At 60.3% G+C, this 20638-nt stretch carries 10 protein-coding genes, 2 tRNA genes, 3 rRNA genes and 2 pseudogenes; 9 read left to right on the top strand and 8 right to left on the bottom strand.

Features of this window, described 5'->3' with window-relative positions:
- Positions 1–217: hypothetical protein (locus ACSJJT_RS10175; protein ID WP_435916370.1), on the bottom strand; the 217-nt coding region annotated here is incomplete at its 3' end.
- Positions 218–317: 100 nt separating this feature from the next.
- Between ACSJJT_RS10175 and ACSJJT_RS10170 the strand changes: the two genes are divergently transcribed.
- The 3 genes from ACSJJT_RS10170 (at position 318) to rrf (ending at position 5404) form a co-directional block, all read left to right on the top strand.
- Positions 318–1843 (top strand): 16S ribosomal RNA (locus ACSJJT_RS10170).
- Positions 1844–2106: 263 nt separating this feature from the next.
- Positions 2107–5189 (top strand): 23S ribosomal RNA (locus ACSJJT_RS10165).
- Between the two features lie 98 nt (positions 5190–5287).
- Positions 5288–5404, top strand: a 5S ribosomal RNA gene (rrf, locus tag ACSJJT_RS10160).
- Together the 16S, 23S and 5S rRNA genes form the textbook arrangement of a ribosomal RNA operon.
- Before the next feature lie 458 nt (positions 5405–5862).
- On the opposite strand, the gene ACSJJT_RS10155 is transcribed toward rrf, so the two are convergent.
- The 7 genes and pseudogenes from ACSJJT_RS10155 to ACSJJT_RS10125 form a co-directional block, all read right to left on the bottom strand.
- The gene (locus ACSJJT_RS10155) at positions 5863–7440 is read right to left on the bottom strand and encodes a hypothetical protein (protein WP_435918178.1); all 1578 of its coding nucleotides are present in this window, start codon (positions 7438–7440) and stop codon (positions 5863–5865) included.
- 407 nt (positions 7441–7847) lie between these two features.
- Positions 7848–8882, bottom strand: coding sequence for a glycoside hydrolase family 3 N-terminal domain-containing protein (locus ACSJJT_RS10150; protein ID WP_435918177.1), 1035 nt, complete (start codon positions 8880–8882; stop codon positions 7848–7850).
- Positions 8883–9299: 417 nt separating this feature from the next.
- Positions 9300–9503: pseudogene (locus tag ACSJJT_RS10145) on the bottom strand (serine/threonine-protein kinase); the annotation flags it as partial.
- 50 nt (positions 9504–9553) lie between these two features.
- Positions 9554–10984: an amino acid permease gene (locus tag ACSJJT_RS10140; RefSeq protein ID WP_435918152.1), complete on the bottom strand. Its 1431-nt coding sequence runs from the start codon at positions 10982–10984 to the stop codon at positions 9554–9556.
- 384 nt (positions 10985–11368) lie between these two features.
- Positions 11369–11444 (bottom strand) — tRNA-His (locus ACSJJT_RS10135).
- Positions 11445–11523: 79 nt separating this feature from the next.
- Positions 11524–12132, bottom strand: a complete 609-nt coding sequence (gene orn / locus ACSJJT_RS10130) for an oligoribonuclease (protein ID WP_435918176.1) — start codon at positions 12130–12132, stop codon at positions 11524–11526.
- A gap of 242 nt (positions 12133–12374) precedes the next feature.
- A pseudogene (locus ACSJJT_RS10125) lies at positions 12375–12698 on the bottom strand (MFS transporter); the annotation flags it as partial.
- Positions 12699–12802: 104 nt separating this feature from the next.
- Here ACSJJT_RS10125 and ACSJJT_RS10120 point away from each other — a divergent pair.
- The 6 genes from ACSJJT_RS10120 (at position 12803) to ettA (ending at position 20182) form a co-directional block, all read left to right on the top strand.
- Positions 12803–12875: transfer RNA gene (locus ACSJJT_RS10120), tRNA-Arg, on the top strand.
- Between the two features lie 78 nt (positions 12876–12953).
- Entirely contained in the window at positions 12954–14264 is a 1311-nt protein-coding gene (locus ACSJJT_RS10115; protein ID WP_435918151.1) for a PrsW family intramembrane metalloprotease, read from the top strand.
- Between the two features lie 22 nt (positions 14265–14286).
- The gene (locus ACSJJT_RS10110; RefSeq protein WP_435918150.1) at positions 14287–16152 is read left to right on the top strand and encodes a dynamin family protein; all 1866 of its coding nucleotides are present in this window, start codon (positions 14287–14289) and stop codon (positions 16150–16152) included.
- A complete protein-coding gene (locus ACSJJT_RS10105) occupies positions 16149–17759 on the top strand; it encodes a YfjP family GTPase (RefSeq protein WP_435918149.1) in 1611 nt (536 codons plus the stop codon). Before ACSJJT_RS10110 ends, ACSJJT_RS10105 begins: the two co-directional genes overlap by 4 nt.
- Positions 17760–17902: 143 nt before the next feature.
- Positions 17903–18376 carry a single-stranded DNA-binding protein gene (locus tag ACSJJT_RS10100; RefSeq protein ID WP_435918148.1) on the top strand — a complete coding sequence of 158 codons (474 nt, stop codon included), beginning with the start codon at positions 17903–17905 and terminating at the stop codon, positions 18374–18376.
- A gap of 120 nt (positions 18377–18496) precedes the next feature.
- On the top strand, positions 18497–20182 hold the full coding sequence (ettA, locus tag ACSJJT_RS10095; RefSeq protein ID WP_435918147.1) for an energy-dependent translational throttle protein EttA: 1686 nt from the start codon (positions 18497–18499) through the stop codon (positions 20180–20182).
- Positions 20183–20638: the final 456 nt, after the last annotated feature.

The following is a 20638-nucleotide window of genomic DNA, read 5'->3' as shown; positions in this document are numbered from 1 at the left end:
GTGGCTGGTTCTGCTGGTTGGTCTCGGTTTTGTGTGTCGGGGCTTGGTGTGGTAGGGTTGGTCGGGTCGCCTTGGGGTGGTCCTGCTTGTTGGTGGGGTTGTTCTGTGGGTGTGATGTTTGAGAACTCAACAGTGTGTCTTTGATAGTCAATGATTTTTTGATGCATCTTTTTGGTGTGTCGGATTTGTTTATGGATTCCTTTGTGATTCTGGACATGGACTGGATTTTTTGGTCAGTGTTTGGGGTTAGTGTTTTGGATTCTTCATGTTGACACCGTTGCCCTGTGCCTGTGTGGTGTGGGGTGGGTGATATTTTTTCATTGGAGAGTTTGATCCTGGCTCAGGACGAACGCTGGCGGCGTGCTTAACACATGCAAGTCGTACGGAAAGGCCTCTTTTTGGGGTACTCGAGTGGCGAACGGGTGAGTAACACGTGAGTAACCTGCCCACAACTTTGGGATAACGCTGGGAAACTGGTGCTAATACTGGATATGTGCTCCTGCTGCATGGTGGGGGTTGGAAAGCTTCGGTGGTTGTGGATGGGCTCGCGGCCTATCAGTTTGTTGGTGGGGTAGTGGCCTACCAAGGCGGTGACGGGTAGCCGGCCTGAGAGGGTGACCGGCCACATTGGGACTGAGATACGGCCCAGACTCCTACGGGAGGCAGCAGTGGGGAATATTGCACAATGGGCGCAAGCCTGATGCAGCAACGCCGCGTGCGGGATGACGGCCTTCGGGTTGTAAACCGCTTTCAGCAGGGACGAAGCTTGTGTGACGGTACCTGTAGAAGAAGCACCGGCTAACTACGTGCCAGCAGCCGCGGTGATACGTAGGGTGCGAGCGTTGTCCGGATTTATTGGGCGTAAAGGGCTCGTAGGTGGTTGATCGCGTCGGAAGTGGAAACTTGGGGCTTAACCCTGAGCGTGCTTTCGATACGGGTTGACTTGAGGAAGGTAGGGGAGAATGGAATTCCTGGTGGAGCGGTGGAATGCGCAGATATCAGGAGGAACACCAGTGGCGAAGGCGGTTCTCTGGACCTTTCCTGACGCTGAGGAGCGAAAGCGTGGGGAGCGAACAGGCTTAGATACCCTGGTAGTCCACGCTGTAAACGGTGGGTACTAGGTGTGGGGTCCATTCCACGGATTCCGTGCCGTAGCTAACGCATTAAGTACCCCGCCTGGGGAGTACGGCCGCAAGGCTAAAACTCAAAGGAATTGACGGGGCCCCGCACAAGCGGCGGAGCATGCGGATTAATTCGATGCAACGCGAAGAACCTTACCTGGGTTTGACATGGACTGGGAGTGCTCAGAGATGGGTGCGCCTCCTTGTGGGGCTGGTTCACAGGTGGTGCATGGCTGTCGTCAGCTCGTGTCGTGAGATGTTGGGTTAAGTCCCGCAACGAGCGCAACCCTCGTTCACTGTTGCCAGCACGTTATGGTGGGGACTCAGTGGAGACCGCCGGGGTCAACTCGGAGGAAGGTGGGGATGACGTCAAGTCATCATGCCCCTTATGTCCAGGGCTTCACGCATGCTACAATGGCCGGTACAAAGAGTTGCGAGCCTGTGAGGGTGAGCGGATCTCGGAAAGCCGGTCTCAGTTCGGATTGGGGTCTGCAACTCGACCTCATGAAGTCGGAGTCGCTAGTAATCGCAGATCAGCAACGCTGCGGTGAATACGTTCCCGGGGCTTGTACACACCGCCCGTCAAGTCATGAAAGTCGGTAACACCCGAAGCCGGTGGCCTAACACGTTGTGTGGGGGAGTCGTCGAAGGTGGGACTGGTGATTAGGACTAAGTCGTAACAAGGTAGCCGTACCGGAAGGTGCGGCTGGATCACCTCCTTTCTAAGGAGCGTTTTGTAAGGGCTCATTCAGTGCGTCTCGTGTGGGGCGTTGGTGGATGGGTTGGCTTCTTGTGGAGTATTGGCGTCCTGTGTGTTGTGGCAGGGTCTTAGGCATGCTGTTGGGGTTCTGGGGTATCACACTGTGTGTGGTGGCCTGGTGCGGTGATGCTGCGTCTGCTGTGTGGTGGGTGTGGTGTTGATTCGTGTGGTGGTTGAGAACTGTATAGTGGATGCGAGCATCTTATTATTTTTGTGTTTTGTGTTGTGTAAGTTGTGTAGTGCGATCGGTGGATGCCTTGGCACCAAGAGCCGATGAAGGACGTTGTAACCTGCGATAAGCCCTGGGGAGTTGGTAAACGAGCTGTGATCCGGGGGTGTCCGAATGGGGAAACCTGGAATGTCCGGAGTAGTGTCCGGTGGCCCTGCCCTGAATGTATAGGGGTGTGGGAGGTAACGCGGGGAAGTGAAACATCTTAGTACCCGTAGGAAGAGAAAACAATTGTGATTCCGTGAGTAGTGGCGAGCGAAAGCGGAGGAGGCCAAACCGTGTGTGTGTTCAAGCCGGCAGGTGTTGCATGTGCGGGGTTGTGGGGGCCTTTGGGTTCTGCTGCCGCAGGATCGGCCAGTGATAAATGTTGCGTGAAGGTGAAGCGTCTGGGAAGGCGTACCGGAGTGGGTGAGAGTCCCGTAACTGTAAGCGTGGCACTGGTGAGGGTTGCCCCAAGTAGCGTGGAACTCGTGGAATTTTGCGTGAATCTGGCGGGACCACTCGTCAAGCCTAAATACTCCTTGGTGACCGATAGTGGATGAGTACCGTGAGGGAATGGTGAAAAGTACCCCGGGAGGGGAGTGAAATAGTACCTGAAACCGGTCGCATACAAGCCGTCAGAGCCTTGTGGGGTGATGGCGTGCCTTTTGAAGAATGAGCCTGCGAGTTAGTGATGCGTGGCGAGGTTAACCTGTGTGGGGGAGTCGTAGCGAAAGCGAGTCCGATAAGGGCGCTAGTCGCGTGTTCTAGACCCGAAGCGGTGTGATCTATCCATGGCCAGGATGAAGCGTCGGTAAGACGTCGTGGAGGTCCGAACCCACTTCAGTTGAAAATGGAGGGGATGAGTTGTGGATAGGGGTGAAAGGCCAATCAAACACCGTGATAGCTGGTTCTCCCCGAAATGCATTTAGGTGCAGCGTTGCGTGGTTCTTGTCGGAGGTAGAGCACTGGATGGTCTAGGGGGCCTATCAGCTTACCGAAATCAGCCAAACTCCGAATGCCGGCAAGTGTGAGCGTGGCAGTGAGACGGCGGGGGATAAGCTTCGTCGTCGAGAGGGAAACAGCCCAGATCATCAGCTAAGGCCCCTAAGTGGTGACTCAGTGGAAAAGGATGTGGAGTTGCGTAGACAGCCAGGAGGTTGGCTTGGAAGCAGCCATCCTTGAAAGAGTGCGTAATAGCTCACTGGTCAAGTGATTCCGCGCCGACAATGTAGCGGGGCTTAAGTTATCCGCCGAAGCTGTGGCAGACCCTGTGTGGGTTTGGGTAGGGGAGCGTCCTGTGTGAGGTGAAGCTGCCGGGTGACCGTGTGGTGGATTGTGCGGGAGTGAGAATGCAGGCATGAGTAGCGAATGACGGGTGGGAAACCCGTCCGCCGATTATCCAAGGGTTCCAGGGTCAAGTTAATCTGCCCTGGGTGAGTCGGGACCTAAGGCGAGGCCGACAGGCGTAGTCGATGGATAACCAGTTGATATTCTGGTACCGGCTTGTCACCGTTCGTGTCGAGGTGTGTGATGCTAAGCGTGCGAGCCTGCCATTGTGGCATCGTTGATGTTGTGGTGGTGTGGTGAGTGTGTGAACCGATCATGTAGTAGGCAAGCTGCGGAGGGACGCAGGGAGGTAGCTCATCCCCGGCGATGGTTGTCCGGGGCTAAATGTGTGGACCGTCTGGTAGGTAAATCCGCCGGGTGTGTGGTTGAGGCATGATGGCGAGCCCATGTGTGTGGGTGAGTGAGTGATCCTGTACTGTCGAGAAAAGCTTCGTGAGCGAGGTGGCTGGTCCGCCCGTACCCTAAACCGACACTGGTGGATAGGTAGAGTATACCGAGGCGATCGAGATCATCATGGTGAAGGAACTCGGCAAAATGCCCTCGTAACTTCGGGATAAGGGGGACCTGAGCTGTTGCTGCCACGTGCTGGTGGTTGCGGTGAGGGGCGCAGAGACCAGGGGGAAACGACTGTTTACCAAAAACACAGGTCCGTGCGAAGTCGTAAGACGATGTATACGGACTGACTCCTGCCCGGTGCTGGAAGGTTAAGGGGAACTGTTAGCGTGTGCGAAGCGGTGAACTTAAGCCCCAGTAAACGGCGGTGGTAACTATAACCATCCTAAGGTAGCGAAATTCCTTGTCGGGTAAGTTCCGACCTGCACGAATGGAGTAACGATTTCCCTACTGTCTCCACCATGAACTCGGTGAAATTGCATTACGAGTAAAGATGCTCGTTACGCGCAGCAGGACGGAAAGACCCCGGGACCTTTACTATAGTTTGGTATTGGTGATTGGGACGACTTGTGTAGGATAGGTGGGAGACTGTGAAGTGGCCACGCCAGTGGTTGTGGAGTCATTGTTGAAATACCACTCTGGTCGTTCTGGTTATCTCACTTTGGGCCGTGATCCGGTTCAGGGACAGTGCCTGATGGGTAGTTTGACTGGGGCGGTCGCCTCCTAAAAGGTAACGGAGGCGCCCAAAGGTTCCCTCATCCTGGTTGGTAATCAGGTGGTGAGTGTAAGTGCACAAGGGGGCTTGACTGTGAGACTGACAGGTCGAGCAGGGACGAAAGTCGGGACTAGTGATCTGACGGTGGCTTGTGGACGCGCCGTCACTCAACGGATAAAAGGTACCCCGGGGATAACAGGCTGATCTTGCCCGAGCGCTCATAGCGACGGCATGGTTTGGCACCTCGATGTCGGCTCGTCGCATCCTGGGGCTGGAGTCGGTCCCAAGGGTTGGGCTGTTCGCCCATTAAAGCGGCACGCGAGCTGGGTTCAGAACGTCGTGAGACAGTTCGGTCCCTATCCGCTGCGCGCGGAGGAATCTTGAGAAGGGCTGTCCTTAGTACGAGAGGACCGGGACGGACTGACCTCTGGTGTGCCAGTTGTTCTGCCAAGAGCATGGCTGGTTGGCTACGTCGGGTCGTGATAACCGCTGAAAGCATCTAAGCGGGAAGCATGCTTCAAGATGAGGGTTCCTACAGGTTTCTGGTAAGGTCTCCGGTAGACGACCGGGTTGATAGGCCAGGCGTGGACGCATCGTAAGGTGTGGAGCTGACTGGTACTAATAGACCGAGGACTTACACATTCTGTTTTGAGACGTCAAGAATGGTGTTGTGTCGCATCCACTGTACGGCTCCCAGCCCCCACGCGGGGTTGCGCCAAGCCTGACTGGCCCCATAGTTTTCCGGTGGTCATGGCGGAAGGGAAACACCCGGTCCCATACCGAACCCGGTAGTTAAGCCTTCCAGCGCTGATGGTACTGCATGAGGGATCATGTGGGAGAGTAAGACACTGCCGGACTCAATTCATTTCATGAAAAACAGAGGGTGTGGGGAAGAATATGATTCTTCCCCACACCCTCAGTCTTTTTTCCTTTCCTTTCCTTTTCTTTTCTATGCGCCCCCACACCAACACATACAACTCCCCCAACATATTGCCGTTGTGCCGAAGCCCGGGAGGCCCGGGACCTTCGCGACCTACCAGGCCTGATTTGACGGGTGCGTGCGACAATGTCGTGCTCGATGCTATGAGGGTAGAGGCGTGCGCGTTCCACGAGGGATCGCCAAGGCGCGCCTGCGTCTCACGATGGCTGGGACATGGCTTCACGTCTTTGCCACGGTTACGTGCCGACACCTCCGCACTCATGAAGGTCCAGCGAGCCCGGGAGCGGACATGAGAGGTGACAGCATTAGTATGACATGACTATATGAAGACGTGGCCCCTCTCCAAGAGGGGCCACGTCAGTCTTGAAAGGGCTGTCAGCAAGATGTCGGGCTGAAATCGGAGTTCCTAATCATGTAGGCAACGACTTTTCCGCCAGTGAGGAGATAATCGACTTCCTTGCCATCGTTGGAGAATGCAAGGGCCTTCTCATAGCCCATTCCACTGAAGTCCGAGGTGACGTCGGTCAGCTTGAGCTTGGAGTAGTCGGACCGCAGTTGCGCCTCCGAGATGCCGATTCGTGCTCCGTTCGAGCTGGCGTTGGTGCCACCAACGAACAGGTAAGCCTGGACATTTCCGCCGCTGGTCCACACTCCGCCGAGGAAGCCGCTGTAACGGGCATACACCGGGGTGTTGCGGGCACAACCATCGCTGACGCCGTCAGGGATGACATGGATCGTGGCGGCGAGCTCCGACGTCGCCTTGTCGAGGTTGAGGGGCCCGACACCGGCCATCTTGCCGAGTCGGATCGGGCTATTCACCGCCAGGTCATAGACGATTGCTGCATCGCACTGCTTGTTGTTCATGACCTGGCTGGTAGCAACGGCAGCCTTGTTTCCCAACGTCTTGAGCATGGCGTCGCAGTCGTTGTCGTCAGTGATGACCCCGCCTTGGGGGAGAGGCTCCCAATGGTCCTTGTTCTTCCTCATGACGAGGTGGCCACCATCGGGGCCAGCGGACTTCCCATTGATGTTGAAACTAGGCGCATAGGCCACAGCGGCGTTCTGCCCGTCAGCAGCCAAGGAGACCCACTGGACCTGGGCGTCGGGCGCGTTGAAGAGCTGCCTGACAAGATCCGGGGTCGGGGTGACCGACGCATTGTTGGCAACCTTCGGCATCGGTGTGGCCGGTGTCGAGGCAGTCGATGATGCGGTGGCCGTCAACGTCGAGGTGACTGTGACCTCGGGGGTCTGGGTCTTGGGCGTCGGCGCGGGAACTGCCTTCGTCGCATCATCGTTGGTCTTGAGGAAGTGGAACAGACCAACTCCCAGCGCGACGACGAGGACCGCGGCGACGGCAATGATCCAGTACTGGCTCTTGCGCTGTGGCTGGGGCTCGTCGCTGAAGGGAATGCCGCCCACTGACTCACTGACGTTCGGACGGTCATTGGCCGAGGCACCGGCTGGTCCTGCACAAAGGTCAGGCCCATAGTCGGCCTGAAGACCGTAGACCTGTCCGTAATCGTAGGCTCGGCCATTCTGGTCAACTCCTACTTGCTGGTTCCATTCGTTGCCAGTCCCCGGTCTGAACTGTTGGCTGTCGCCAAGCTGTTGTTGGTCCTGGAAGTTCGCGTCATTCCAGTTCCCCGCAGGCTCAGCGCCTTCCCAGTGGTGCTGCTGGTCCCAGCCCTGTGGGTTCTGATTGGGATCCCAGCCCTGTTGATGCTGATGTGGATCCCAACCCTGGGGGTTCTGGTTCGCGTTCCATTCCTGCTGCTCACCCCATCCGTGCTGATTCTGGGGCGTTTGCCATTCTCCTTGAGGGTAACCAAGGGTCCAGTCCTGTTGGCCGGGCTGCTGCCCCTGACCCTGCTGACCCCAACCTTGCTGACCTTGCCGGCCCTGTTGCGGATATTGTGCGGGGTCCCATCCTTGCTGGGGGTACTGGCCGTTCAAGTCGGCATACTGGCCTGTCTGGGGGCCCCATCCGGCCGCGGCGTCTTGGGCGCCCCAGCCATCGCCGACCTGCGGGTACTGGTTCCAGCCCTGTGGGTATTGATTCGGATTCTGCGGGTACGCGTAGCCGTCCGGCTGATAGTAGCTCCAGCCTTGCGGGTACTGGTCGTTCTGGGAGTCACCGGGCTGCGGATACTGCTGATCGGCGTAGGGGGATTGTGAACCGTCCGGCTCGATCGAGAACTCAAGGTCCTCTGGCAGCTCCTGGGTGGGTTCGTAACCCTGTCCCGGGCCAGTATCCGAATCGGGCTGATCAGGGGTCAGCTCGGTTTCGTTGTCGTCAGAGTGTGAATCGTCGGGGTGTTTCCCCTCTTGGAATCCATCGTCAGCCACGACTCATTCTCCCCTCACTTCGTCAGTGAATGTGCCAATTTGACGTTGATGACATGGCGAGCAGCGTCATCGAGACGCTTCTTGCCCGACGAGGACGCCGCCATCGACGTCAACGCGCGAACCATGGGGCCTGCCAGACCTGGATCGGCAGTAATTGCCAGATCACCGCCGGCAGACACGAATTTGCTTGCTCGGTGTCCGCCGTCGACCGAGAACACCGAAACTGAACTGCCCAGGTCATCGGAGACGATGAGTCCTTGATATTCGAAGTCCTTGCGAAGCATGTCATTCATGATCTTGGACGAGAACAACCCGAGAGTCCCCGGATCGATCTTTGAGTAGTACGCCGAGGAGATCATGACAGCTTCGGCCCTGGCATTGAATGCCATTCGGAACGATTCGAGACATGGGTCATGGCGAGTCGTCTTCTCGTCGGTAATTCCAGTGGGTTTGAAATCGGTGTCCTCGACGATGCGACCAATTCCGGGAAAATGTTTGACGGTCGAGATGATCCCGGCCTTGCGATGCCCTGTGACGACGGAGGCCGCGTACCTGCCACAGGTCTGAGGATCGGTACCGAAACCGCGATGGTGCTTGGCGATCGGCTTGTTCCTGGCACCAAGATCAGAATCAATGACGTCAGCGACGGGGGAGAAGATCATGTGGACGCCGAGGTCAGCGAGCTGTTGGGCGCTCCTCGTCACCACGGACTGGGCCTTCGCCGGAGACATCCGAGTCAGAGCTTCCTGGCTCGGCAGCCGGTCGACTCCCGGAACCTGGATGTTCTGAATCTCGCCGCCCTCATGGTCAGTCGCGACGATGGGCTTGATGTCATGCGGACTGACGCCATTGACGGCGTCAAGCATGGCGTGAAGTTTGGACTTCTTGGTCCAGTGACCAAGAATGAAGATGCCGGCAAGACACTTGGCGTCAATGAGATTGGCGATGTACTCGGGAGAGTCCGAGGGAACCACCCCGACGAGAATGCATTGACCGGCACGCTCCGCGACCGACATGTCCGACACGATGCGGGTGGCCCGTGGATCCATGGGGATCGGGGTCACCTTTTCCATCGGGGCTGCCAACTGGGTAGGGCTGGGGGTGAGACTGGCCGAGGGCGGGGTTGGAGTCGGCGTGTCAGATGGGGACGACGACATCATGGGCGCGGAGGAGGGCGGTTGGGCTGGGGAGTCGGTTTGTGAAACGCATCCAGCCAATGGCGCACTCAAACCGGCTGCGATGATTGTTCGGCGTCTCATGGTCGGATTGTTTCACAGCCTTTCCATTGTCGTCAGTAACCAGGAAGGTCAACGCGGAATGATGAGATACACCTCGTGGTCCTGGCTACTACAATCGACGTATTCACCGACGACATGACAGAAGAACGGGTGAGACTTCCCGGCCCGTGGATCTTGCGCACTGACGGAGAAGTTTGAGGGACGATTCGGCGGCACCGGCGGGGAAAGGTGATCTGGGCCGGTGCGCGAGCCGAGGTCGGAGCCGTCTACCAGTTCCATGACGATGGCGAAGGTGGAGGACTCAGTGACCATGTCCGTCACTCGGACGGCCGAGTCGTCATCGACGGACATCAGGATTTCGCGCTCGTCGACGACGTAGTGGCTGCCAACGTGGCGTGCTGTTGACCCACCGGTGGCGTCCTCCTCGGACATGATTCACCCCTTCGATGTGTAGTGCCCACGGCCCGACCGGGGTAGAAGTGTCAGTCGCCAGTCGTGAGGGCATCTGCCACGTCGTCTCGGTGGGAGCGACGACGCACGATCGCCCAGGCGACGGCGAGCGCGATGAACCACACCGGGGTGGCGAGGAGAGCTTGGAGGGTGTCGTCAGCCCCAGCCAGAAGGACAAGGACAAAGATGAAGGAGGCCAGCACAACCCATGGCATGACATGCGCGCCGGGCATTGGGTAGATCGACTCGGCATGAGCCTGTGGGTTACGACGCACATGCACGATGTAGCTGACGAGGATCATGCTCCACACGAAGATGAACAGCGCTGAGGAGACCGTCGTGACCAGGGTGAACGCACTCATCACCGAGTCCTTCGCGGCGAGGATGAGGGCCGAACCGATGAGGATGACGGTGCACACCAGGCCCCAACCGGGGACGCCATGGCGGGTGAGCCTGCCGAAGGCCCTCGTTGCCATGCCCTTGTGAGCGAGGCCGTAGACCATCCGGGAGGTCGAGTAGACCCTGGAGTTGGCGCTGGATGCTGCCGAGGTCAGCACGACGAAGTTCATGATGCCGGCAGCTGCGGTGAAATCGATGAGTCCGAACATCTGGACGAACGGGGAGGAGTCCTTCTGGATGAGGTTCCACGGGGTGACGCACGTCATGGCAAGCAGCGCTGCCACGTAGAACACCAAGACTCGTACCGGGACGGCGTTGATGGCCTTGGGCATCGTCTTTCGAGGGTCACGGGTCTCCGCGGAGGTGGTACCGACCAGCTCGATGCCGACATAGGCGAAAACAGCGATCTGGAAGCCGCCGAAGAACCCACTCCAGCCCTTCGGGGCGAATCCGCCATGGATCCACAGGTTCGACACCGAAGCCTTGTACCCGCGCGACGAGGTGAATCCCATGATGATGAGCGCCACCGCCACGACGATGAGAATGGCGATCGCGACAATCTTGATGAGAGCAAACCAGAACTCAAGCTCGCCGAAGAGCTTCACCGTCAGCAGGTTGAGAACCAGCAGGACAAGCAAGGTGGCCGCGGTGAGGATGAAGGCCCACAGTTGGTCATGGGCCCAGTAACCCCAGTACGAGGTGATGGCGATGACGTCAGCCATACCCGTGACGACCCAGCACAACCAGTACGTCCAGCCGAGGAAGAACCCCGCCCAGGGGCCCAGAAGATCGGCGGCGAAATCTTGGAAGGACTTCCATTGCAGGTTGTGTAGCAACAACTCGCCCATGGCCCTCATGACGAAGAAGAGCATTGCGCCGATCACGACATAGGCAACCACGATGCTCGGGCCCGAGGCGTTGATGGACTTTCCGGATCCCATGAACAGGCCGGTTCCGATTGCGCCACCGATGGCGATGAGCTGAATGTGGCGGCTACTCAGGCTGCGACGTAGATGCTGCATGTCGCCAGCCACATCGTGGTTCTCGCGATTCATGGGGAGCATTGTTGCCCCAGCAGGGGCCAGGTCCAGGAGGCCATCTCGCATTGTGCAACGACTGCTCAGTCTTCAGGACTCTGGAGACCGCCGGAGTCAGCCTTGTTCTGTGAGGAGTTGATGACGGCGACAGCTGCTCTGGTGTCAACGTCTTCACCTGTGACCGTGACGCAACGGTGTTGGCTGACAAGACCGTGCACGAAGATGTGCGGACGCCGAGCTCAATTCAAATGATCGCAGGGGCGAAGCCGTCCCCGCCGTCCTTCTTGCCCTGAGACGTCACGCCTGGGGGATAGACCCTATTCCACAACGGAACGACGGTGAGGGTTCGGGAATCTTCAGAGCGACATGGTCCTCCCGGGATGGTAAGGGGTCGCCCCTTTGCAAAAGAACTGGGGTGGCTAACGGGACTTGAACCCGCGACCCCCTGGACCACAACCAGGTGCTCTACCGACTGAGCTATAGCCACCATGCGCCTTCACCAGGCAACCCGAGGAGAGTACCGGGTTCGGGAGCGAGAATGCAACTCGCCCGCCCCGTCGTCGGCGTCAGTCCCTACCTGCTCCGGTGAGGAAGCCCTGGTACTTCGCCGCGATCTCGTCACAACGGTTGGCATCCGGGCCAGGGACAGGAACCATGAGCGCCTCGCGCCAGTACATGAGCTCCTCGATGGACTCCTGGATGTCGGCAAGAGCGCGATGGTTGCCCTGCTTCTCCGGTGTGTGGCCGAAGGCTCGCGGATACCAGCGTCGTGCCAGCTCCTTGATGGAGGAGACGTCAACGTTGCGGTAGTGCACGTAGGACTCCAGCTCCGGCATGTCTTTGGCCAGGAAGGAACGGTCAGTGCCGATGGTGTTTCCGGCCAGTGGGGCTTTTCCTGCGTGCGGGACGTGGGTACGGATGTAGTCGAGCACCTGTTCCTGAGCCTCAGCCATCGTCAGCCCCCTGTCGAGCTCCTCCAGGAGTCCGGACGTGGTGTGCATGTTGCGCACGAAGTCATTCATGTGCCCGAGCCACTCGGGCTCAGGCTTGATGATGACGTCCACTCCCTCGCCCTGGACGTTGAGCTGGCCATCGGTGACCAAGGCGGCCACCTCGATGAGTCCGTCGTGGGCCAGGTCGAGCCCGGTCATCTCGCAATCGATCCACACCAACATGTCTTTCACATCACGACAGACTAGTTGGTGGTGACGACATGACACCTTCCAGCGGTTGATGCGGACGGTGCGTTCACTGCCTGCCGTTGGGGGCCAGCGCGCCATCCAGTAGTTGCCGACCAGACCGATGATGCCGATGGTTCGAGGTCGAGATTCTGGTGAGGGCCTCGTCGTTCGTGAGGTCGGGGTGACCGGGGCCAGGTCAGGTACGCCCATGTCATCGAGGATTCCCACAGGATTCACGACCCGGCCATCATGCCGGGGAGCCATTCCACCCGGAACGCCCCACCAAGGGTGGGCAGCGCGCGAGCTCGGTACCGGTACGGAATGGCGACCGTCAGGTACTGGTGCCGAGCGATGCGATGCACGGCGCCGGTCATGCCGTTGACGAGCGTGGCGATTGCGGCAGCAAGGGCGGCAGATGCACCGTTACGGACCGCGGTGAGCGGAATGTGCGGAATTACCGCGCCATGACCCAGCGACGCATCAACGTTGGCAAGGAAGCCGAAACGATGATCGACGACCACGTTACCGGTGGAGTGAGGCCCGGTGCGCGTTGAATCAATCGCGGAGAAAGACCAGCACGTCCAACGAAACCGACAGCCCTGTTCGCAACGTGGTTGGGACAAAGTGGGCCATGGTGGTCGGACCCCGATAGGATGTCGGTCATGGCCCGGTAGCTCAGCGGATAGAGCAGCAGCCTTCTAATCTGTCGCGCGTGGGTTCGATTCCCACCCGGGCCGCCGTCGGTCGTCCGTGTTCCACGTGGCGAGGAATCGGCGCATCGGAAACTGTCCCGTGTGCCCGGTAGTCTTTCCACCATGTCCTACGTTGCCCCCGCACCCGTTGTGCGTCGTCCCTGGTGGCAACGTCTGTTGCGTAACCCGTGGTTCTGGGTGTTGCTCGTCCTGGTGATGGCATCGGTGGCCTTCTTGGTTCACACCTACGTCATCATGCACGCGGACACAGTGGTGGAGCGTGACGGTCAGAAGGGTGTCGTCCCGGGTATCACGAACCGGTCGTTCAAGCTCGGTTTCCACTATGCATGGCCGACGGCAGCCGTCTGGTCGTCGATCTTCATCCTCATCGACCGGTTCAGAACCCGACACCTTCACGTGTGGTTCCTCTGCTTCTGCTGGGGAGCATGCATAGCGACCTACGTCAGTATGCACGTCAACACCTGGATGGCCGGGATGCTTTCGGTGACGGGCGGGGTTGACCCAGCCTCGGGCGCAGGTCCTGCGGTGTACTCGGCTCCCCTCGTCGAGGAGTCGTGCAAGGCCATGGTGCTTTTCGGACTGGCCGTGGTCACGGGGAGACGCATGACCTCGGTGGTTCAGACGGTGAGCATGGCGGGGCTCTCGGCGATCGGCTTCGCCTTCGTCGAGAACATCATGTACTACGCGCGGGCCGACAACTACGCCCGCGTCACTGCGGCAGCTGGCGACCCGAAACAAGCCGTCATGGAGTTGGTCATGCTGCGAGGCGTTTACACATCCTTCGGGCATCCGCTGTTCACCAGCATGACGGGCATCGGTCTGGCCCTGGGGCTGCGATCACGCAGTCGTCTGGTGCGGGTTTTGGCTCCGACGACAGGGTTTGTCATGGCAGTGCTCGGGCACATGTTGTTCAACGGATTCTCCGCGGTACTGCCGATGGCGACCCTGAAGAACCTGTGGTACGTCGCCCTCGCGATCGTTGCTTCCGTCGTGGTCTTCGTCATCATTCGCATGGTGCGCGAAGGAAAGGTGATCCGGAATCGTCTCGAGGACTACGTCAAGGCCGGGTGGCTTCCGAAATCGGACGCTGACACCCTCTCGGCTCTGCGGCGTCGTCAGTGGGCGGCCCTGGTGGCCCTCAGTCAGGGGCTGCGTCGCTGGTGGCACACGCTGGAGTTCTTGCGTACCGGCACCGATCTGGCTTATCTGCGTGATGCGGTCGTGCGTGGATTGGACGACGACCCGGGTACGCGCCAGATTCAACTCATCACGCACATGAACTTGCTGCGTCCGATGGCTGTCACCGTGGCCCGAGGTGCCAGACTGTCCAAGCCGAGACTGCCCGCATTCCTTCGGAGACGTCGGAGCCAGCCGGTCAACAACGAGTTGCAGTGGGCACCGCCACAGGCCTGACGAGTGACCAGGAAGGATCGCCATGAACACTGAGCAGATGTTGCTGTCGCTGACTGAGTTGCGGCATGACCTGCGTCAGGCTGATTTCCCTCTTGACCTGCCCGAGGCCATCACCCAGACAGGGCTCGCTCGTCGAATCGCCAACCAGCTCAACGACTACATTCTTCCTCGGTTGGAGACGATTGACGCGCCGCTGCTTGCCGTGGTTGGTGGGTCGACAGGCGCCGGAAAGTCCACTCTGGTCAATTCTCTGGTCGGACGAGTGGTGACACGTCCCGGCGTCATTCGTCCCACCACGACCTCTCCGGTTCTCGTCCACCACCCCGACGACGCAGAGTGGTTCGACGATGACCGGGTCCTGCCGACTCTGGTGCGTTCCCGGGTTGCCAGAAACGATGCCTCGAGCCTCCAACTGGTCGCTGAGCCTGGGATTCCGAAGGGCCTGGCCATTTTGGACGCCCCCGACATCGATTCCGTGGTGGCGCGAAATCGCGACCTGGCCTCCCAGTTGTTGCAGGCCGCGGATTTGTGGGTCTTCGTCACTTCGGCGGCCCGCTACGCGGACGCTGTGCCCTGGGACTTCCTCAACGAGGCCCAGGAGCGGCATGCCTCGGTGGCGGTGGTGTGCGGCCGCGTCCCGCCGGAGGCCATGAGGGAGGTGCCGCCGGACCTGGGGCGTCTCATGACCGAGCGTGGGCTGGCCGATTCCCCGCTCTTCGCTGTGCCGGAGACCAAGACCAATGTCGATGGCCTCCTTCCCGACCAGGCCGTCGCGCCGCTACGGTTCTTCCTGTCGAGCTTGGCCCAGGACCAGCAGAAGCGACGTGAGGTCATTGCGTCGACGTTGTCCGGGGCCATCAGCTCAGTGTGCGAACGGTCGTCCTACATCGCCGCCGGCCTGGAGGCCCAGGCAGTCGCCACGTCCAGGCTGGCTGAGGATGCTCAGTCGATCATGGCCGAGGCGTCCCAATCGATTGCGACACAGTCCGCCGACGGCACCCTACTACGAGGCGAGGTGCTTGCACGGTGGCACGAATTCGTGGGAACTGGCGAATTCATGCGTGCCATGGAGGCGAAGGTCTCGTGGTTCAGAGACCGCGTCGTCCAGGCATTCAAGGGGGCACCGCCGGAAGTTGAGAAGGTCAGTGTCGCGGTGGAATCCGGTCTTGAAAGCCTCATCGTCGCGGAAACCCAAGCTGGGTGTGAGCGAGTCGAGGCGGTGTGGCATGCCGACCCAGCCGGTCGCAGTGTCCTGGAGCGAGCGGACGAGGATCTGGCCCGCCCGTCGCAGAATTTCGAGGAATCCGTCTCCCGCTTGGTGAGGGACTGGCAGGGCGACGTCATGGAGCTGGTCGCTGGTGAAGGCATGGACAAGCGGTCCAAGGCCCGATTCATGGCTTTCGGTGTCAATGGGGTTTCCGTGGCACTGATGCTCGTCGTCTTCGCCCACACCGGTGGACTGTCCGGGGCCGAGGCAGGCATCGCGGGCGGGTCGGCGATCGTTGCCCAGCGGCTTCTCGAGGCCCTTTTCGGCGACGATGCGGTGCGACGCTTGGCGAAGGTTGCCAAGGATCAGCTTGACGCCAGGGTCGAGGGGTTGCTCGCCAAAGAGGTTGCGCGCTACCAAGGCGTGCTCGGATCGTTGGGAGTCGATGAGGAGCTGCCAACTCGGATCCGCACCTCGATCGAGGAGGTGCGGCAGGCCCAGGAAGCGCCGGAATCCCGCGATGGCCAGGTGACGATTCGAACCCGTCCACAGCCCCGGGAAGTGGAGGCGTTCGGGGCTTCTGAGCCCAGACAGATGAGAGCTGACATGCCCATCCTGGATGCCGAGATCGTCGAACCGTCGGTTGTCTTGGAACCTGAGCCTCGTCAGGAGGAACGATGAGTAGACGACGCGTCGACCTTGCCGAGCGCATCGAGATGCTGGGCAAGGCGGTGGATTTGTCGGCTGGACGTATCCCCGACGACGTGTCCGAGCGTGCCCGTGTGGTTCTGGATCGTGCTGACCAACGCTGCCGGATCGGTGGCGATCACACCGTCATAGCTCTCGCCGGTGCCACCGGATCAGGGAAGTCATCAACCTTCAACGCACTGGCCGGTGCGGAACTGGCCAATCCCGGTGTGCGTCGTCCCACGACCTCGAAAGCCACGGCCGCGGTGTGGGGAAACGCGTCGGCTGAGCCCTTGCTGGACTGGCTCGATATTCCGCACCGACACCACATGGGTAGCGACGACGCCCTCGACGGTTTGGTGCTGCTTGACCTGCCCGACCATGACTCGGTGCGACTCGAGCATCGCCTGGAGGTGGACCGACTCGTCGAGATGGTCGACATGATCGTGTGGGTCGTGGATCCCCAGAAATATGCCGACGCCGCTCTGCACACCCGTTATCTGGCGCCGCTGGCGACCCACTGCGAGGTCATGACGGTCGTCCTCAACCAGATCGACCGTCTTGACAAGGAGCAGCGCAAGAACTGTCTGCGCGATCTGCGTCGTCTGCTGGATTCCGAAGGCCTGGACAAGGCCAAGATCATGGCGATCTCGGCTACCACCGGTGAGGGGGTGGAAGACATGCGCGTCGCCTTAGCTCGCGCCGTGCGTGCCAAGAAGGCTCAGGCAGCACGTCTTCATGCTGACCTCGACAACATCTGTCAACAACTGTTGGAGGCCACAGGTGAGGAGGCGGGTCAGGTGAGTCAGGACTCCGTCAATGGGTTGATCGAGGCATTGTGTACCGCCGGAGGTGTCGATCCTGTCGTCGAGGCGACCCGGGAGGCCTACCGCAAGAGAGGCCACTACGCCACTGGCTGGCCGCTGACGTCCTGGGTGTCGAAGATTCGCCAGGATCCTTTGCATCGACTGCACCTGGACCTGGTGCCGGGGAGGAAAAAGGACCTGTCGCGCGGGACGGAACCCACCGATGTGCAGCGAAGTGCCATGACGACGCGGGTCGGGGTCGCAGGAGCCAAGGTGGACACGGCAGTGCGTTCCTTGGCTTCGGAAGCGTCCGAGGGACTACCTCGCTCGTGGGCCGACTCGGTGCGGGCTGCCTCACTGTCGAACCGCCAGGACCTATCTGACGGCATCGATCGAGCTGTCGCTTCCACGGACTTGGGGGTGCATCGCGGTACCGGCTGGTGGACATTGGTGACGGTGGTGCAGTGGATCCTCATCGTCATCGTCGTGGCTGGGGCAGCGTGGTGGTTGGTGGATGGCTTGATGGCCTACTTCCAATTCCGCGTTTCACCGGTGAGATGGCACAACGTCCCGGTGCCGCCCCTCATCGTTGTGGGAGGTACCATCGCGGGGATCGTGGTGTCACTGCTGTGCCAGATCGGGGTGCAGACGGGGGCGCGGGCGGCTGCGCATCATGCCAGGTCTGAATTGCGGGCCAACCTCACCGAGGTCGCATGGCAATCGGTCGTCGACCCGGTCAATGCGGAGCTTGATCACCACGACGAGGTCGTCAAGATCTTGTCCAAGGCGTCCTGATCTGGGCTCGGGGTCAGTGGCGGGCCCGAGTTGTCCACAGAACCCTCGGCAGGCGTCGTCGGAGTTGTCCACAGATCTGAAATTGCCTGACGGATTGTCGGGGTCCCGACGATAACTGTCTATGAGTGGAGAGGAGCTCACAGATGGACGCAAACGTGTCATTCACCGGAAATCTCGGAACTGACGTCGAGATGAAGGTTGGTGAGGGTTGGCGGGGAGCCCGATTCCGGGTTGCCCACACCCCTCGCGTCATGAGGCAGGGGGAGTGGGTCGACGGGACGACGACGTGGCTGTCGGTCCATGTCTACGGGCGCCTTGCGGACAACTGCACCGCCTCCCTGCACAAAGGAGATCCCGTCATGGTGACCGGACGACTGCGCACCCGTAACTGGATTGACGACGAGGGCTCCCACGAGCAACTCATCGTGGTCGCGAACAATGTCGGGCCGGATCTGTCTCGAGTGTCAGCGCTGTGCCGTCGTCCCGAGAAGCGGGCCGAGGCGCCGCTGGGAGACGATCGCGTGCTGCGCTACCAGGAATTCCACGATGTGGGTGGCGACGGTATTGATGAGGACACTGAGGTGGTTGACGACGACGTCGAATTGGTCGGGTCCTGAAGCTCGACGTGAGTCATCGGGAATGAGTTGGTGACGGGAGTCGTTACAACGGCTGGCATACTGTGCAGCGGTCGGTGAAGTGCCGGCCGCCCCGTTCCCGCAGATTCTGGAGGAGTGCCGATGGCCGAGTTCATCTACACCATGCACAACGTCCGAAAGGCGGTGGGTGACAAGGTCATTCTCGACAATGTCACGTTGTCGTTCTTCCCGGGCGCCAAGATTGGTGTTGTCGGACCGAACGGCGCTGGCAAGTCGACGATGCTCAAGCTGATGGCTGGGCTCGACAAGCCGAACAACGGTGACGCCAGCCTCGCCAAGGGAGCCACGGTCGGAATCCTGCTCCAGGAGCCTCCGCTCACCGAGGACAAGACGGTTCGCGAGAACGTCGAGGAGGCCGTCGGCGACATCAAGGCGAAGCTCGCGCGGTTCGAGGAGGTGTCGGCCGAGATGGCCAACCCCGACGCCGACTTCGACGCCCTCATGGCCGAGATGGGCGAGCTGCAGACCGAGCTCGACAACGCCAACGCCTGGGACATCGACACCCGCCTCGAGCAGGCGATGGACGCCCTGCAGTGTCCGCCTGGTGACACCCCGGTCGATGTGCTCTCCGGCGGGGAGCGTCGGCGCGTCGCCCTGTGCAAGCTCCTCATCGAGCAGCCTGACCTGCTGCTGCTCGATGAGCCCACCAACCACCTGGACGCGGAGTCCGTCAACTGGCTCGAGGGTCACCTCAAGTCCTACCCAGGAGCTGTCCTGGCCGTCACTCACGACCGCTACTTCCTCGACCACGTCGCCGAGTGGATCTGTGAGGTCGACCGCGGTCAGCTGCACCCGTACGAGGGCAACTACTCGACCTACCTGGACACCAAACGCAAACGTCTCCAGATCGAGGGCAAGAAGGACGTCAAGCGCGCCAAGATCCTCGAGAAGGAGCTGGAGTGGGTGCGCTCCTCGCCGAAGGCTCGCCAGGCCAAGAACAAGGCTCGTCTGGCCCGTTACGAGGAGCTGGCCACCGAGGCCGAGCGTAACCGCAAGATCGACACCGCCGAGATCAACATCCCGCCGGGCCCGCGTCTGGGCAATGTCGTGCTGGAGGCCAACCACCTCACCAAGGGATTCGACGATCGCGTCCTGATCAAGGATCTGTCCTTCACCCTGCCGCGGGCCGGCATCGTCGGCGTGATTGGTCCGAACGGTGTCGGCAAGACGACCCTGTTCAAGACCATCGTCGGACTGGAGAAGGCCGATTCCGGCTCCCTCAAGGTCGGCGAGACGGTCAGTTTCTCCTACGTCGACCAGAACCGAACTGGCATCGACCCGGAGAAGAACGTCTGGGAGGTCGTCTCCGACGGGCTGGACTACATCAAGGTCGCCAACTTCGAGGAGCCCTCCCGTGCTTATGTGGCGAGCTTCGGCTTCAAGGGACCGGACCAGCAGAAGAAGTCCGGCGTGCTCTCCGGCGGTGAGCGCAACCGTCTGAACCTGGCCCTGACCCTCAAGCAGGGCGGCAACGTTCTTCTGCTTGACGAGCCGACCAACGACCTGGACGTCGAGACCCTCTCGAGTCTCGAGGATGCGCTGCTGGCGTTTCCGGGATGCGCCGTGGTTGTCTCCCACGACCGTTGGTTCCTCGACCGCATTGCCACTCACATCCTGGCATGGGAGGGTGAAGACGAGGACGGTGTGCCGCGTTGGTTCTGGTTCGAGGGCAACTTCGCCGACTACGAGGCCAACAAGATCGAGCGCCTCGGACCAGAGGCTGCTCGTCCGCATGCCTCGAAGCATCGGCGACTCACTCGTGACTGAGTGGTGACGCACTGAGGAGGGGTCCGGACTCTTCCTGTTGATGCTGCTCACGGCGCCGGCCCATTGCTGTAACGCTGCTATGGGCCGGCGCCGCTTTGCTTCCACCATCGTCAGCCCATGGGAGCAAGGACACGGGATACATCTGTACATGGAAGCTCAAGGGATCGGTTGGTCCGGTGCCGGGGATCAAGATCACCCCGCAAGGAGCAGGGAGTCACCTTCCCCAGCGAGGCCGCCGTCAAGATAGCGACAGAATAACGTGTGTGAGGACTCATCGGCCAAGCCGCGCGGGGGCCTTCGACGGGTGACAGCAGCCAGATAAATCGGGTTTCCGTGAGGTCAGCCCGATTCAGATTCTCGAGCTGACCTCGATCATGAGCGAGATCAACGAATCCCAGCAGCGTCTTCTCGCGGCATGATCGACCAGTCCGCAGACTCGCAACATCCGACGTTGTG

Source organism: Cutibacterium nasicola, from assembly GCF_051303185.1.
Classification (GTDB): domain Bacteria; phylum Actinomycetota; class Actinomycetes; order Propionibacteriales; family Propionibacteriaceae; genus Cutibacterium.
This window is presented reverse-complemented; position numbering and strand designations above follow the sequence as displayed.

What these genes read in the sequence shown, in the direction of transcription:
- ACSJJT_RS10150 (WP_435918177.1), bottom strand. Translation starts at nt 8,882, where the DNA reads ATGGATCCACGGGCCACCCGCATCGTGTCGGACATGTCGGTCGCGGAG.
- ACSJJT_RS10140 (WP_435918152.1), bottom strand. Translation starts at nt 10,984, where the DNA reads ATGCTCCCCATGAATCGCGAGAACCACGATGTGGCTGGCGACATGCAG.
- orn (WP_435918176.1), bottom strand. Translation starts at nt 12,132, where the DNA reads ATGTTGGTGTGGATCGATTGCGAGATGACCGGGCTCGACCTGGCCCAC.
- ACSJJT_RS10115 (WP_435918151.1), top strand. Translation starts at nt 12,954, where the DNA reads ATGTCCTACGTTGCCCCCGCACCCGTTGTGCGTCGTCCCTGGTGGCAA.
- ACSJJT_RS10110 (WP_435918150.1), top strand. Translation starts at nt 14,287, where the DNA reads ATGAACACTGAGCAGATGTTGCTGTCGCTGACTGAGTTGCGGCATGAC.
- ACSJJT_RS10105 (WP_435918149.1), top strand. Translation starts at nt 16,149, where the DNA reads ATGAGTAGACGACGCGTCGACCTTGCCGAGCGCATCGAGATGCTGGGC.
- ACSJJT_RS10100 (WP_435918148.1), top strand. Translation starts at nt 17,903, where the DNA reads ATGGACGCAAACGTGTCATTCACCGGAAATCTCGGAACTGACGTCGAG.
- ettA (WP_435918147.1), top strand. Translation starts at nt 18,497, where the DNA reads ATGGCCGAGTTCATCTACACCATGCACAACGTCCGAAAGGCGGTGGGT.